The organism is Prevotella sp. S7-1-8 (genome assembly GCF_000758925.1).
Classification (GTDB): Bacteria; Bacteroidota; Bacteroidia; order Bacteroidales; family Bacteroidaceae; genus Prevotella.
In genome coordinates this window covers 12,564-27,778 of sequence record NZ_JRNC01000045.1, presented here as the reverse complement: position 1 = coordinate 27,778, position 15,215 = coordinate 12,564, and the positions used below count along the sequence as shown (strand labels likewise).

Genomic DNA, 15,215 nt, shown 5'->3' with positions numbered 1-15,215 from the left:
GACAATAGAGAAAATATCGTATCTTATTTTTTAATCAGACGATCTATCTCGTCAAATTCCTTGCCCATGTTTAAGCTCAAATATATGGTGTACAAGGGCAATCCCCATACACTCAACTTTTCAGGGCATAGTTTTCGGTAAGTCTGCAAATAAGGCAGAGCTTCTTGATAGAGCTTTAAGATGTCTTTTTTGGGTCTGTTAGATTTGACGGACAGCTTCTCTATTGTCACAGCCGCGTTAAATTTGGCCAAACCCGCGTTAAGGTATGCCTCTGGCAAGCTATCGCCCACTTGGAGCAACGAGTCGCAAATGTCAAAACATTCCTTGTATTTTCCCAAATTAAGCAACAAAGAACTCTTGGTGATATGATATATTTTTTGGGTTTTGTTAGCGTCCAAAGCTCTGTTCGTCAAGTCCAAAGCTTTCTCCCACTGCCTGTTACGCGAGTAGAAATCAACGAGGTGGGAGTAAAAGAATGTTGTGCGTGGATATTGCTCAAAACCCTTTTTCAGCGTGCGTACATAGTTGGAGGTATCCCTCATTAACATATAAGTCTCCGAGAGATATTGCATTGCCATCTCGTGATGGAGACTATCTTGAAGGGCCAATGGGGCGTGTCTTAACACTTTTGCGGTATCATTCATCTTGTAGCCACAATACATCGCCCAATAGGATACGGTCGGAATGTTCTTGTCTTTCTCGCCATAATCATACCCTTTGAACATAGGTTGTGAAGCTGTGGCAAGGTATTGGTCGAGCATGGTGTACGCCTCTGGATATTTTTGTTTGCTTATCAAGAAAACGCCGCCATTGTAAAGGTTGGGCCTAATCGTATTCAGCAACTCGGCGTTGGCCTTTCTATAGGTCATCTTCACTCGGCCTTTTTTGTCTGGAAGCGCGTCAATGGAATCGTAATGGACCATGATGGAGAACATGCGCGAAGTTGTATTGAAAAGCGACACCGTGTCATATTTTTGTTTGAGATACAACTTTTCATTTCCCACTTGGTACTGTTTGCGCAAACTTTCAAACAGGACATCCCAAATTTTAGTGTTTCTTTGGTTAGCCGAATCTTCCAAAAGCCTACGCATTGAAAGTTCCGCCTTTTCTAAATTCTTTCCCTTTTTTACCCAATCTCGAGCTGTGTTAATCTCTTTTTTTTGCGAAAAAGCATTGCAACAAATAGATAGCAACACTATAAAAAGCATTATCCTTGATCTCATCTTGGCACCTTTTAAATCATCCTTAAATTCACTCTGTTAATCATATAATAAGCGTTGATTGGGGTAACACCTTTACATGATGTACATAGAAGCGTTTGTTTTTAATACGAACCAAGCTGACACGCGGAGTGTCAACTTGGTCCTTCAAATTCGTATATCGCATCATAGTCCCACGGCCAATATCTTACAAATGAGACTATATCAATTGATTTTTATTGCTTCAAAATCTTTTCCAATTCCTTTGTACGCGGATCTGCCGCCTTGTAAATCACGTAATAGCATTGGTAGAGAGGGTAAACCCAGTTGGCCTTCTCTCTGGAAGGATCTATCTCCTTGGCTTTTTCCAAGTAACCCATTGACTCCTCGTAGAGCTTTTTCTGCGCGGCTAAATCACCATTAATCTGTGATGCCTTGGCGTTTATGGCAAATCCCAAATAGGTTAAGACAACCGGGTTGGTGGCGTTGATATTTATTGCCTCCTTGAAAGCGTTGATACACTCGTCCCAATTGGCGTTATCGGCCTTGGCGTTTCGATTGAGAAGCGTCTGCCCTTTCAGAGCCCACGCCGTGAAATTCTTAGGTTCCTTGGCTATCTTGTCTGCCAGCAAAGCATCCAGCTCAGCGGCCATCTCCAGACCCGTGTACATGTTACAGAGAGTTCCGAATATCATCTCGTTGCTTGGATCGTTGTCGTACGATGTCTTCAATGTAGCGGTGTATTTCACGGAGTCTTCCTTAGTTTTCAGCCCACGTTGCGCCATCGCGTACTTAAGAGCCTCCGCTTGCTTTTTCATATCCTTGTCTAGCATGGCTATCTCCGCGTATTTCATCGCGCGGTCATATTGGTTAGCTTGGTTGGCATACTGCGCGGTGTAAAAGGCTACTTGGCCAATAAACTGAGCTTCCGATTTCTTGGACGCCTCGAACGCTGGATTGTCATCCGTGTCCAAGAATGTACCCCAATATTTCAAGACGCCATCTTGGTTGCCATTTTGAGCGTAATAATTGCCCGCGGTAACCAATTGCATGCGCGCGTTTGAGATCAATGGCGTGAGCGAAGAAGTGTATTTTTTCCTCACTTTGCCCTTGGCGTTGGGCATAGCGTCATACTTTAAGCATTCCAAACCATCCATTGTGGCGTCGTATGCGGCTTGATAGAAACCTACAGTGTCATACGGTTGCTCTTTCTGCTTGGTAAGCTGAGCCTGCATGTTCTGTGCTTGGATGGCGTTTTCCTTGTCAAATTTTTCCAAGGCCAATTTGGTTAGGTGACAATAAGCCTTGGCCTTTTCGGAGGCGTCGGCCAATTGTGCCAAAGTGTTTTTGACCAATTGTGCGGCATCTGCGTAATTTTTTGTCTTGGTGATAGCCTTCAGAGCGTCGCTGTCACCGGCAAACACAGCTGATGTGCTGAGCATCATCATCGCTGCAATCATGATTTTTCTCATCGTGTTATAAATTTATGTGTTAACTCAATAAATAATAGCCCTTGCTAAACAGACGTCCAACGAGACGAAGATGTTACTTTTCAAAGTCCATGATTTCATCGGCATCATCGTTTTTTAGATGTCATTGACCTCATCTGTGGATACAGCTTGATTGGTCGATTCGTCAAATTGCGCATTGTTGTTGCGCATTTCCTGGCGGCTCTCCTCTTCTGCCGTAGCTTCCAACTCGGATGACATGACCTTGCAAACGCTTGCTATCACATCGTTTTTCTTAGCCAAGTTAATCAGCCTAACCCCCTGCGTGGCGCGACCCATCACTCGCACTTCGGCCACCGCCAAGCGTATCACGATGCCGCTCTTGTTGATAATCATCAAGTCGTTATCGTCGGTCACGTTCTTGATGGCTACCAATCGGCCTGTCTTTTCCGTAATGGACATGGTCTTCACGCCTTTTCCGCCACGGTTGGTTTTGCGATAATCCTCCACGTCAGAACGTTTGCCATAGCCGTCTTCGCTTACCACCATGACGGTTTCTTTCTCCGCGTCTTTCACCACGATCATACCTACCACGGCGTCGTCGTCATCGTCGATCTTCATGCCTCTCACGCCCGTGGAAACGCGCCCCATGGGCCGAATGTCTCTCTCGTCAAAGCGAACAGCCCTTCCGTTGCGGTTAGCCAATATAAGTTCGTTGTCGCCATTGGTCAGGCGTACGTCCACCACCTCGTCCCCTTCAACGATATTGATGGCTATCACACCATTGGCGCGCGGCCTGGAATATTCTTTCAGGCTTGTTTTTTTCACTGTGCCATTCTTGGTAGCGAACACCACGTAATGGCTGTTGACAAAGTCTTCGTCCGACAAGCCTCGGCCGCGCAGGCGCAAGAAGGCGTTTACGGCATCGTCCGGTTCTATGTTGAGCAAGTTTTGTATGGCCCTGCCCTTCGATGTTTTGTCACCCTCTGGAATATCGTAGCAGTGCAACCAGTAGCAGCGTCCTTTCTTGGTGAAGAAGAGCATGGTTTGGTGCATGGTGGCCGGATAGATGTACTCGGTGAAATCTTTCTCTCTCGTGTGGGCTCCCTTGGATCCTACGCCACCTCTTGCCTGCTCGCGAAAATCGCTCAATGGCGTGCGCTTGATGTAGCCAAGATGGCTCACCGTGATAACCACAGGGTCGTTGGGATAGAAATCCTCGGCGTTAAACTCGTGCTCATCCGGGATGATCTGCGTACGACGCTCGTCGCCGTATTTCTCTTTTACCTCCCTAAGCTCGGCCTTCATCAACTCCTTGCATTTTTCAGGATCGTCCAAAATAGATTGCAAATAGTCTATTTGCTTCATCAAATCATCATATTCCGCGTGCAGTTGATCCATGCGCAGCCCCGTCAATTGGGACAAGCGCATGTCCACGATGGCTTTGGATTGCAGGTTGTCGAGCTCGAACCGCTTCTCCAATTTGGACTGGGCCTCCGCGGGTGTCTTGCTGCCTCGAATGATGTGCACCACCTCGTCGATGTTGTCGCAGGCGATGATTAATCCCTTGAGAATGTGCGCTCGCTCGCGAGCCTTTCTTAGCTCATATTGCGTGCGACGTATGGTCACGTCGTGTCTGTGTTCCACAAAATAGCCCACGCACTCACAAAGCGACAGCAATTTAGGACGCAGCAGCAGCGCGTTGCTCTTGTTTGGTATTAGCGCGATGCAATTTACGGAGAAAGAGCTTTGTAGAGCTGTCATCTTGAAGAGTTTGTTCAATATGACTTTCGCGTTGGCGTCGCGCTTCACGTCCACCACAATCCTCATGCCTTGGCGGCCTGTCTCATCGTTCACGTTTGAAATACCGTCAATCTTTCCCTCTTTCACCAAGTCGGCGATATATTCGATAAGCTGCTGCTTGTTCACGCCATAGGGTATCTCCGTCACCACGATCCTGTCGTGGTTGTCGTCGCTTTCTATCTCGGCTTTGGCTCGCATGACAACCCTGCCGCGACCAGTCTCGTAGGCGTCTTTCACGCCTTGCAGGCCATAGATATAAGCTCCGGTGGGGAAATCGGGTGCGGGGATGTGTCGCATAAGGCCCTCCGTGTCTATCTCCGGGTTGTCAATGTACGCGCAACAACCCTCTATCACCTCTCCAAGATTGTGCGTGGGCATGTTGGTGGCCATGCCCACAGCTATGCCATTGCCGCCGTTCACCAACAAATTAGGTACGCGCGTGGGCATTACCGCCGGCTCTTGCAGCGTGTCGTCAAAATTGTTCACCATGTCGACGGTCTCTTTGTCTATGTCGTCCATGATGTGCTCACCCATCCTGGACAGCCTGCACTCCGTGTACCTCATGGCCGCCGGCGAGTCGCCGTCCACGCTGCCAAAGTTGCCCTGCCCGTCCACGAGCTTGTATCTCATGTTCCAATCTTGGCCCATGCGCACAAGCGCGCCATACACCGAGCTGTCTCCGTGTGGGTGATACTTGCCGAGCACCTCGCCCACCACGCGCGCGCACTTTTTGTAGGGTTTGTCATTCGTGTTTCCAAGCCCCAGCATGCCATAAAGTATGCGGCGATGCACGGGCTTGAAACCATCCCTTACATCGGGCAGGGCGCGCGCCACTATCACCGACATGGAATAGTCGATATAGGATGACTTCATCTCATCCTCAATGTTAATCTTTAAAATCCTGTCGTGATCAATTGTTTGATTCTCGTCCATTTGATATCTGTATGTTATTTACCGTAAATTCGATTTAAGGCCGTTTGTTTGCTCTCTAACGCGTTTGGCGGCTCTTACGAGTTGTAAAGGTACGAAGTTTTTTCCAATGCCACAAGCTTTCAAATCGAAAATATAGAGCTTTTTCTTAGCCTGTCCTGTTTTTTGTCGCCACGCGTGCCGCCAATCCGTCTTCGTTCATTTGCTCGCCAAGGCTTTTTCGCCCCATTCCGTTTGTCCGATCCCCGACACGATGGCGCAATCTTTTCACGATGTTTATTTGTTGAGAAAATATACCATTATAACGACCTTGCGAACTTATGCGTTTAGAGAATAAAATTCTTTTTTTTCGAATCCCTGATGCAATTTTCACGCTCCAGAAACATAGTCGTTGAGCGATTGGGCATTAATGGCGTCGCACAAAAGCTCCATCCAGCTCGCAATCGCACGTTAATCGACGTGTAATTAGTGCCTAATCGCTCGCCCATTAGGCACTGATAGTCAAATTAAAAGTCAACAGAATATAAAGTTTTACTTGTTTTCGTTTATAATTTCTTGACGCAAAGGCAATTATTCCGGCTCTTGATTTTTGGGCGTTTTCCGAGCAAACTTCTTTTTGTTTTCAAATATCGCGAATACAAGCGCATGTTTGTCGTGTTTTTTCATGCGTCAATTAGATAAACGCTTGCCGTCGTCATTTTGCTATTCAAACCCTGTCTCGTTTCGTCACCTCGCGTTCCGTCACTTTGCCATACGCGTTTGCCACGGCGGCTTGGTTAGGCTCGCCAAACCATTTGGCGGCAGGTTTTGCGCGGTTTTATTATATTATCTACCAATTTTGTTGTACCTTTGCACATTGTAACAATATATTAATCAAGACAAGAATCCATCAATGATCACACTGACAAATATCGCTATCCAATTTGGAAAGAGAGTACTTTACAAAGATGTCAACGTCAAGTTCACGCGCGGCAACATCTATGGCGTCATCGGCGCCAACGGCGCGGGCAAGTCAACGCTGCTACGTGCCATCAGCGGCGAGCTTGAACCAAACAAGGGCGCCGTGGAAATGGGGCCTGGCGAACGTCTTTCGGTACTCGAGCAAGACCACTTCAAATACGACGACCACACCGTGATGGACACCGTGCTGATGGGCTACGAGGCTTTGTGGGACAACATGAAAGAGCGCGAGAAGCTCTACTCGAAGCCTGAAATGACAGACGAGGATGGCACGCGGGCGGCCGAGCTCGAAGAGAAATTCGCCGAAATGAACGGTTGGGAAGCCGAGAGCAACGCGGCTCAGTTGCTGCAAAATTTGGGCGTGAAAGAGGCGTCGCACCAGAAAATGATGAGCGAGCTATCCAACAACGAGAAAGTGCGCGTGATGTTGGCCAAGGCATTGTTTGGCAAGCCGGACAACCTGCTCTTGGACGAGCCTACCAATGACCTCGACCTCGACACCGTGGAGTGGCTTGAGGACTATTTGGGCAATATCGACGACACGCAAACCGTGTTAGTGGTGAGCCATGACAGGCACTTCCTCGATGCTGTGAGCACCCAAACCATAGATATCGATTTTGGAAAAGTGACGGTGTTCTCCGGCAACTATAGCTTCTGGTACGAAAGCTCACAGTTGGCGCTGCGCCAAGCCCAAAACCAAAAAATGAAAGCCGAGGAAAAGAAGAAGCAGCTGGAAGAGTTCATCCGCCGTTTCTCTGCCAATGTGGCAAAAAGCCGACAAACCACCTCGCGCAAGAAGATGATAGAAAAGTTAAACGTGGAGGAGATACGCCCGTCGAGCCGTAAATATCCGGGCATTATCTTCCAAATGGAGCGCGAGCCGGGCAACCAAATACTCGAGGTGGAAAACCTCAAGGCTGTCGACAGCGATGGCGCCGTGCTTTTTGACAATGTGAGCTTCAACATAGAGAAAGGGCAAAAAGTGGTGTTCCTAAGCCATAACCCCAAGGCCATGACCGCGCTTTTTGAGATTGTCAACGGCAATCGAGAGCCAGACGGCGGCGAGTATAAATGGGGCGTCACCATCACCACGGCCTATTTGCCATTGGACAACACCAAATATTTCGAGAGCGACCTCAACCTTGTCGACTGGCTTAGTCAATACGGCCCCGGCAACGAGGTGGCCATGAAGGCCTACTTGGGCCGAATGCTCTTCAGGCAAGAAGAGGTGGAGAAGAGCGTCAACGTGCTATCAGGAGGTGAGAAAATGCGGTGCATGATAGCGCGCATGCAGCTACAAAACGCCAACTGCCTCATACTCGACACCCCCACCAACCATTTGGACTTGGAAAGCATACAGGCTTTCAATAACAACCTTATAGCGTTCAAGGGCAATGTGCTGTTTTCCAGCCACGACCATGAGTTCATACGCACGGTGGCAAACCGCATCATCGAGCTCACTCCCAAAGGCACCATTGACAAACTCATGCCCTACGATGAGTATATATACGACGAACGGATAAAAGAGCAAAAAGCGAAGATGTACTGATAGCCACCATCTGCCATTATATGCAAGACCTAAATAGTGGCATGTTTTTTGTTGCTTGCAAAGTGTAAATATAATAAACTATGAAAGAAAAGATAAAAGATACCAAAAAACCACTGTCGCAAGACAATGAGGTTTCTGACGACAGCCGCGCGCGAACAGAGCAAGCGGGCGAGAAAGAAACCACCTCTGATGGCATGGGCGAAAATCAAGCAAGCGTTGACGAGCAAACGCTGGCCGAGCCGGCCGAGCCGGAAAAAGACCCTTTGGAGGAGGCCCGGGAGCAGATCGCGTCTCTCAAGGACAAATTGCTGTGCACCGTAGCCGAGTTCGAAAACTATAAAAAGCGCACCATCAAGGAGAAAATGGAACTGATACAGAATGGCGGCGCCAAGACGGTTTCGGCGCTGTTGCCCGTCCTTGACGATTTTGAGCGCGCCGTCGCCGACAAGAGCGAGGATCCGAAAGCCATCAAGAAAGGAACGCAAATGATACTCAATAAATTTGTGAAGACTCTCGAATCCATTGGCGTGAAACAAATAGACGCGGTAGGTGAAGATTTTAACACAGATTTCCATGAGGCTGTAGCCATGGTGCCCGGAGCCGAGGATGACAAGAAAGGCAAGGTGATAGACTGTGTGCAAACGGGTTATACCATGAACGACAAAGTGATCCGTCATGCCAAAGTGGCTGTTGGACAGTAATGCTGCGGTATCGAATATTTTCTCAAGAAAAAACTAAAAAATGGCAGGGAAAAGAGATTATTACGAGGTTCTCGGTGTAGATAAGAATGCGTCTGAAGACGAAATCAAGAAGGCCTATCGCAAATTGGCCATCAAATACCATCCCGACCGCAACCCCGACAACAAAGAGGCGGAGGAAAAATTCAAAGAAGCCGCCGAGGCTTACGAGGTGCTCCACGACGCACAAAAACGCAAACAGTATGACCAGTTCGGCTTTGACGGCCCCCAAGGTAGCGGTTTCGGCGGATTTGGCGCCGGCGGCATGAACATGGACGACATTTTCTCCATGTTCGGAGACATCTTTGGCGGTCACAGCGACGGATTTGGCGGATTTGGCGGATTTGGTGGTGGCGATGGCGGTTCGCGGCAACGTGTATACCGTGGCAGCGACCTCAGGCTGAAGGTTAAACTGTCGCTGCAAGACGTGGCAAGTGGCGTGACCAAAAAGTTTAAGGTGAGAAAGGATATCGTGTGCGACCATTGCCATGGCACAGGAGCCGAGCCCGGGCACGTGCCAGAGACTTGCCCCACCTGTCATGGCGCGGGCATGGTGAACCGCACGGTAAGAAGCATGTTTGGCATGATGACCACGCAGAGCGAGTGTCCGACATGTCACGGCGAAGGTACTGTCATCAAAAACAAATGCCATAAATGTGGCGGCACGGGCACGGTGAAAGGCGAAGAGGTTGTCGAGGTGAACATACCGGCGGGCGTAGAAGAGGGAATGGTGATCAACATGAGCGGCAAAGGCAACGCCGGTCCGCGCAACGGGGTGAACGGTGACATACAAGTCATCGTGGAAGAAGAACCCAACGACACCTTCGTGCGCGACCATCAAGACGTGATTTACAACTTGCTCTTGGATTTTCCAACCGCCACGCTTGGTGGCGACGCCATTATCCCCACCATAGACGGCAAGCGTGTCAGAATGAAAATAGAGCCTGGCACGCAACCCGGCAAAAGCGTAAGGCTCAGGGGGAAAGGCCTGCCGGCCGTGCAGGGGTATGGCAATGGCATGGGCGATCTCATCGTGAACATCAGCGTGTACGTACCAAAGACACTATCCTCGGATGAGCGCAGGGCCGTCGAATCATTGAAAGGTAGCGACAACTTCATGGGAGACAGCACCGCCAAAAGGCATATCTTTGAAAGATTTAGAAACTTTTTTCATTAAATATTACAAGGCGACGACGTAAAAACGCAACCGTTTTACGTCGTCTCTGTTTATATATCATTGTCCCATGGCATGACCATGACAGAAAGATGATGAATTATCAAGATACCATAAACTATCTGTACAATTGCTATCCCATGTTCGAGCACGTGGGCGGCAGCGCCTACAAGGAGGGATTGGGCAATTCTTTGGCACTCGATGAGCATTTCGGGCATCCTCACTTATCCTACAAGACCATTCACGTCGCCGGAACCAACGGCAAAGGTTCGTGCTCGCACAGCATAGCCGCCATTTTGCAAAACGCCGGCTATAAGGTGGGACTTTACACGTCTCCGCACCTCGTGGATTTTAGAGAGCGTATCAGGGTGGATGGCGTGTGCGTCAGCGAGCGAGACGTCATGAAGTTCGTAGAGAGCGAGAAGGCGTTCTTCGAACCCCTCCATCCGTCTTTTTTTGAGCTTACCACAGCTTTGGCCTTGCTCTATTTCAAGCAGCAAAAAGTTGATATAGCCGTGATAGAGGTTGGGCTTGGAGGACGGCTCGATTGTACCAATATCATCTCTCCCATCCTATCTGTCATCACCAACATCAGCTTTGATCACACGCAATTTCTGGGCAACACATTGGCTAAGATAGCGGGTGAGAAAGCTGGCATTATCAAAGACAACACACCTGTGGTCGTCGGTGAGGCCACGCCGGAAACCCGCCCAGTGTTTGAGGCGGTGGCCAAGAGGCACGACGCGGAAATCTTTTTTGCCGAAGACGCGCCGGAGGTGAGAACCTCGAAACCGTGTGTGGCTGGCGGGCGCGACTATGACAGCAAGTCGTTTGGTTTCTTTCACGGAGAGCTAAGCGGCGCATACCAAACCCAAAACACCAACACGGTTCTTAGCGCTATCAACGTATTGCGTGGAAAAATAGGCGACAAAGGCGTCTTGCTCAACATAACAGATAATAATGTAATAAACGGATTGGCTAATATATCTCATCTAACGCATCTTATGGGTCGATGGCAGCAGCTTGCGGATCATCCAAAAACCATATGCGACATTGGGCACAACGTGGCAGGCTGGGAATGTTTGGCCCCGCAAATCAAAACGCAAAAATACAAAACGCTGCATATGGTGTTCGGGATGGTTGACGACAAAGATGTCGACGGCGTGATGGCCATGCTGCCCAAAGACGCGGTTTACTATTGGACGCAGGCGTCCACCAAACGCGCGATAGCCGCCACGAAGATTGGCGAACTGGGGAAAAAGCATGGGCTGAAAGGACAAATATTTGACAACGTGGGCAAGGCTTACCATGAGGCCAAACACGACGCCGACGCCGATGATTTCTTATTTATAGGTGGCTCCAACTACATTGTCGCCGATTTGCTTCGCTTAAACGATTTTTAACATTAATCACTCCATAATTTTCACCCATTAGTTTGTATTTGTCATTTTAATTTATTTACTTTGCATTAAAGTATTATATAACTAAAAACTTATATCTATGACGAATACAACAGAGACCGAAAACATTTGCGGTCTGAGAAGAGAGGACTTCCAGACCACGGTAAATGGAAAAAAGACTGACCTCTTTATACTAAAAAACAAAGCGGGCAACGAAGTGGCTGTCACAAATTATGGAGGCGCTGTTGTAGCCATCATGGTTCCAGACAAAGACGGCAAGTTGGCCAACGTCATCCAAGGACATGACAATATCCAAGATGTCATCAACTCCCCAGAGCCTTATCTGTCCACGCTGATTGGCCGATATGGCAACCGTATTGCCAAAGGCAGGTTCACCTTGCATGGCAAAGAGTATTCCCTGCCGATAAATAACGGCCCTAACGCCTTGCACGGTGGCGCCAAAGGCTTCAACGCTCGAGTGTGGAAACCGGAAATGATGAACGACCAAACGTTAGTGCTCCATTATGTGGCCGCTTACGGCGAAGAGGGTTTTACGGGCGAGTTGAAAACGACGGTGGTTTACACTTGGACAGACGACAACGAGCTTCAAATAGAATATTTGGCTTGCACCAACAAGAAGACCATTGTCAACCTCACGCATCACGGATTCTTTTCTTTGGCAGGAATTGCCAACCCCACGCCCACAGTGGACAACCTCATCTGCGAGATCAACGCTGATTTTTATCTTCCCATTGACGAAACTTGCATTCCAACGGGCGAGATTCGATGCGTGGAAGGAACGCCGTTCGATTTCAGGACTCCCAAAGAAGTGGGCAAAGACATTGACGCCGATAACCTGCAAATCAAGCGTGGGGCAGGTTATGACCACTGCTTTGTTTTGAACAAGAAAGAAGAAGGGGGACTTAGTTTTGCCGCGCGCGTCATCGAGCCACAGAGTGGCAGGACAATGGAGGTATACACTACAGAGCCCGGTATGCAGCTCTACACGGACAACTGGGCCGATGGGTACAAAGGGCAGCATGGAGCCACGTTCCCGAAGCGGTCGGCCATCTGTTTCGAATGCCAGCACTTCCCCGACTCTCCCAATCGTCCTTACTTCCCGTCCGTGGTGCTGAAGGAGGGTGAGCAGTACAAGCAGAAGACCATTTACAAGTTTGGCGTAAAATAAAACAATAACCGAAAGGATGAACAAGCCTCATGCCAACAAAGCACGGTTGCAGGCTGTTCGTCCTTTCCTTTATTTTCTATAAGATATAATGCACGTATTAAATCACATGGAAAACCACTCAACCAATCCTAAAACCAACTATACATTCGCGCTTGTCGTTGTGTTCATAGTGTGCTTCTTGATAGGGTTTATCACCACCATGAACAATTCTATGATAGCTTTTTGCTCTAAGGCCTTTGACCTTTCGGCTCAACAAGGACAATATGTCAATACCGCGTTTTATGGCGCGTACCTGCTGAGCATACCTTTTGCCATGCTTATGAACAAAATAGGTTATAAGGGAACGCTTATCCTTGGCCTGGCCGTTGCGGGATTGGGGTTCATCACCAACTCCGCGGGCATTAGGTCGGCCATTGGCGTTGACGCCGCCACGGCAGACTCGGCGACAGTTTATGCCGTCTTTTTAGGCAGCATGTGCGTAGTGGCATGTGGCGTAGTGATGTTGCAAAATGTGGCCAACCCATATGTCATGGTGTTGGGAAGCCCCGAGAAAGGCGCTTTTCGCATGACGTTGAGCCAAGCTCTCAACTCCGTCGCCACCACATTGGCGCCCCTTTTTGTCACATACGTCATTATCAAAGGGCAAGCTCCGGCGCCAACAGCTGTTCCCGGTCCATTTCTTGGGCTTGGCATCTTTACGCTCATCATCTGTGGAATACTGATCTTCTTGAAACTGCCTAAGATAGACGAGGCCAAACAGGCTGAAGCGTCAGGAGAGCGTCTGCAATATAAAAGCAGCGTGTTTAAATATCCCCATGTATGGCTCGGCGCACTTGCCATCTTCATGTACATGGGCGTGGAGATTGGCGTCCCATCCATGCTTCCTTATAAGTTTAGGGCCATGCCCGCTTACGCGGACACTTATGCCACGGTAGCCACGACATTCCTTGCTTTCTATTGGGGAGGCATGATGGTGGGCCGATTTGTTGGCGCGGCTATATTGGCGAAATTTGAGGCTCGCAAATTGCTGTCCACGTGCCTCGTTCTTGGAGCTGCCTGCATTGGCTTGTCAATGGTCCTGCCAGGCATGACAGGCATTTGGGCCATGCTTGTCGCCGGCTTGTTCCACTCGGTGATGTGGCCCCTGATCTTCAATTTGGGTTTACAAGAACTTGGGCCCCACACGAAGACGGCCACCGGCGTGATTAATACTGGCGTGATCGGGGCGGCCCTGCTAATGCCGCTCATGGGTGTCATTGTCGACGCAACCGGCGTCATGGCCGCCACCTGCTGCCTGTTTGTTTTCTACGCGTACATCATTTGGTTCTGCAACTGGGGCTCGAGAATAGGCCTGTCAAAAAAATGAATAATAACTTATTAACCCTTTAAAATATTACAACCATGAACATAGAACATGTAAGAAGCCGCTTTATCAAGCATTTTGATGGCAAGACTGGTAACATATACGCGTCTCCCGGACGCATCAATCTCATTGGCGAGCATACCGATTACAATGGTGGTTTTGTGTTTCCCGGAGCCGTGGAGCAAGGCATTATGGCAGAAGTGAGACCCAATGGACAGAAAACTTGCAACATCTACTCTATCGACATGAAAGACATGGTTCACTTCGAGATAGACGATCCCAAAGGTCCTTCCGCCACGTGGGCACGCTATATTTATGGTATAGTGCGCGAGATGAAAGCCCTTGGCGTGGATGTCAAGCCATTTAACGCAGCTTTCGCGGGTGACGTACCATTGGGCGCTGGCATGTCCTCGAGCGCCGCATTGGAAAGCTGTTTCGCCTTTGCGATCAACGACCTCTTTGGTGACGGTAAAGTTTCCAAATGGGACATGGTGCTTGCCGGGCAGGCCACAGAACACAAGTATGTTGGCGTGAATTGCGGCATCATGGATCAATTTGCTTCCGTTTTTGGCCAAAAAGGCAAGCTCATGCGCTTGGATTGTCGCAGCAGGGAGTTTGAATATTTCCCCTTTGCCCCTCAAGGGTACAAATTGGTATTGCTAAACTCCAAGGTAAAGCATGAGTTAGTTGGTTCGCCCTACAATGACAGGCGCTTGTCTTGCGAGAATGTGGTCAAAGCGTTGAACGAGCATTTTTCCGAGCGCAAATTTGAGACACTGCGCGACGCGTCGTGGGATGACTTGGAAGCGATAAAGGGCAAGGTGAGCGAAGAAGACTACACGCGCGCTCACTTCGTGCTTGGCGAGAAAGATCGCGTGCTTGCCGTTTGTGACGCCTTGGTCAAAGGAGACTACGAGACTGTGGGCAAGAAAATGTACGAGACCCATCAGGGTTTAAGCAAGGAGTATGAGGTGAGCTGCGAGGAACTTGACTATCTTAACAGCCTGGCAAAAGAAAACGGCGTGACAGGTAGTCGTATCATGGGCGGCGGCTTTGGAGGCTGTACCATAAACTTGGTAAAAGACGCTATCTACGACAAGTTTATAGCCGATGCCAAACAAAAGTTTTGCGCCAAATATGGCCATGAGCCTGAAGTGATCAATGTGGTCATAGGCGATGGCTCGCGCAAAATTTGCTAAAAATAGAATCTTAAAAGTACAGTGGGCATGCCCGCTTAACGGCATAAAACCGTATATTCCAATGGCGAATATACGGTTTTTAACGATATAGGCACAGGCGCGTGGCATACTTATGCCAAACGATTCGGACCAGAACAACGCAAGCATCCCAGATTAGACGCCTTTGCGTGGTATAGCCGCTTTACTTCCTTTGCCCGAAAAACTTTATGTTTGCGCTCTACGAAACAAATGTTTTCCGGGTTTCTTGCGCTCCTGTGAATACGC

11 protein-coding genes are annotated in these 15,215 nt (G+C 48.9%); 7 read left to right on the top strand and 4 right to left on the bottom strand.

Annotated features, from left to right (window positions below; genetic code table 11):
* Nucleotides 1-23 precede the first annotated feature (23 nt).
* From HMPREF1640_RS07550 to HMPREF1640_RS13885, 4 genes are all read right to left on the bottom strand, one after another.
* Complete coding sequence (locus HMPREF1640_RS07550) at nt 24-1,223, bottom strand: lipopolysaccharide assembly protein LapB (RefSeq protein ID WP_036893661.1); 1,200 nt, start codon at nt 1,221-1,223, stop codon at nt 24-26.
* Nucleotides 1,224-1,435: 212 nt separating this feature from the next.
* Nucleotides 1,436-2,671: a hypothetical protein gene (locus HMPREF1640_RS07545; RefSeq protein WP_036893660.1), complete on the bottom strand. Its 1,236-nt coding sequence runs from the start codon at nt 2,669-2,671 to the stop codon at nt 1,436-1,438.
* Between the two features lie 114 nt (nt 2,672-2,785).
* On the bottom strand, nt 2,786-5,383 hold the full coding sequence (gene gyrA / locus HMPREF1640_RS07540; protein WP_052051761.1) for a DNA gyrase subunit A: 2,598 nt from the start codon (nt 5,381-5,383) through the stop codon (nt 2,786-2,788).
* A gap of 145 nt (nt 5,384-5,528) precedes the next feature.
* Nucleotides 5,529-5,651, bottom strand: a complete 123-nt coding sequence (locus tag HMPREF1640_RS13885) for a hypothetical protein (protein ID WP_255327714.1) — start codon at nt 5,649-5,651, stop codon at nt 5,529-5,531.
* Between the two features lie 621 nt (nt 5,652-6,272).
* Between HMPREF1640_RS13885 and HMPREF1640_RS07535 the strand changes: the two genes are divergently transcribed.
* The 7 genes from HMPREF1640_RS07535 to galK all read left to right on the top strand — a co-directional run bounded on the left by HMPREF1640_RS07535 (nt 6,273) and on the right by galK (nt 14,951).
* Entirely contained in the window at nt 6,273-7,889 is a 1,617-nt protein-coding gene (locus HMPREF1640_RS07535; protein WP_036893659.1) for an ABC-F family ATP-binding cassette domain-containing protein, read from the top strand.
* 80 nt (nt 7,890-7,969) lie between these two features.
* A complete protein-coding gene (locus HMPREF1640_RS07530) occupies nt 7,970-8,590 on the top strand; it encodes a nucleotide exchange factor GrpE (protein ID WP_036893658.1) in 621 nt (206 codons plus the stop codon).
* Nucleotides 8,591-8,630: 40 nt separating this feature from the next.
* Nucleotides 8,631-9,803: a molecular chaperone DnaJ gene (dnaJ, locus tag HMPREF1640_RS07525; RefSeq protein ID WP_036893656.1), complete on the top strand. Its 1,173-nt coding sequence runs from the start codon at nt 8,631-8,633 to the stop codon at nt 9,801-9,803.
* A 92-nt stretch (nt 9,804-9,895) separates the two neighbouring features.
* Nucleotides 9,896-11,203, top strand: a complete 1,308-nt coding sequence (locus HMPREF1640_RS07520; RefSeq protein WP_036893696.1) for a folylpolyglutamate synthase/dihydrofolate synthase family protein — start codon at nt 9,896-9,898, stop codon at nt 11,201-11,203.
* Between the two features lie 97 nt (nt 11,204-11,300).
* Nucleotides 11,301-12,389 (top strand): aldose epimerase family protein, encoded by a 1,089-nt coding sequence (locus HMPREF1640_RS07515; RefSeq protein WP_036893654.1) that lies wholly within the window; start codon nt 11,301-11,303, stop codon nt 12,387-12,389.
* Nucleotides 12,390-12,495: 106 nt separating this feature from the next.
* Nucleotides 12,496-13,755 carry an MFS transporter gene (locus HMPREF1640_RS07510; protein ID WP_036893653.1) on the top strand — a complete coding sequence of 420 codons (1,260 nt, stop codon included), beginning with the start codon at nt 12,496-12,498 and terminating at the stop codon, nt 13,753-13,755.
* Between the two features lie 35 nt (nt 13,756-13,790).
* Nucleotides 13,791-14,951 carry a galactokinase gene (gene galK, locus HMPREF1640_RS07505; protein ID WP_036893652.1) on the top strand — a complete coding sequence of 387 codons (1,161 nt, stop codon included), beginning with the start codon at nt 13,791-13,793 and terminating at the stop codon, nt 14,949-14,951.
* Nucleotides 14,952-15,215: the final 264 nt, after the last annotated feature.

What these genes read in the sequence shown, in the direction of transcription:
- HMPREF1640_RS07550 (WP_036893661.1), bottom strand. Translation starts at nt 1,223, where the DNA reads ATGAGATCAAGGATAATGCTTTTTATAGTGTTGCTATCTATTTGTTGC.
- HMPREF1640_RS07545 (WP_036893660.1), bottom strand. Translation starts at nt 2,671, where the DNA reads ATGAGAAAAATCATGATTGCAGCGATGATGATGCTCAGCACATCAGCT.
- gyrA (WP_052051761.1), bottom strand. Translation starts at nt 5,383, where the DNA reads ATGGACGAGAATCAAACAATTGATCACGACAGGATTTTAAAGATTAAC.
- HMPREF1640_RS07535 (WP_036893659.1), top strand. Translation starts at nt 6,273, where the DNA reads ATGATCACACTGACAAATATCGCTATCCAATTTGGAAAGAGAGTACTT.
- HMPREF1640_RS07530 (WP_036893658.1), top strand. Translation starts at nt 7,970, where the DNA reads ATGAAAGAAAAGATAAAAGATACCAAAAAACCACTGTCGCAAGACAAT.
- dnaJ (WP_036893656.1), top strand. Translation starts at nt 8,631, where the DNA reads ATGGCAGGGAAAAGAGATTATTACGAGGTTCTCGGTGTAGATAAGAAT.
- HMPREF1640_RS07520 (WP_036893696.1), top strand. Translation starts at nt 9,896, where the DNA reads ATGAATTATCAAGATACCATAAACTATCTGTACAATTGCTATCCCATG.
- HMPREF1640_RS07515 (WP_036893654.1), top strand. Translation starts at nt 11,301, where the DNA reads ATGACGAATACAACAGAGACCGAAAACATTTGCGGTCTGAGAAGAGAG.
- HMPREF1640_RS07510 (WP_036893653.1), top strand. Translation starts at nt 12,496, where the DNA reads ATGGAAAACCACTCAACCAATCCTAAAACCAACTATACATTCGCGCTT.
- galK (WP_036893652.1), top strand. Translation starts at nt 13,791, where the DNA reads ATGAACATAGAACATGTAAGAAGCCGCTTTATCAAGCATTTTGATGGC.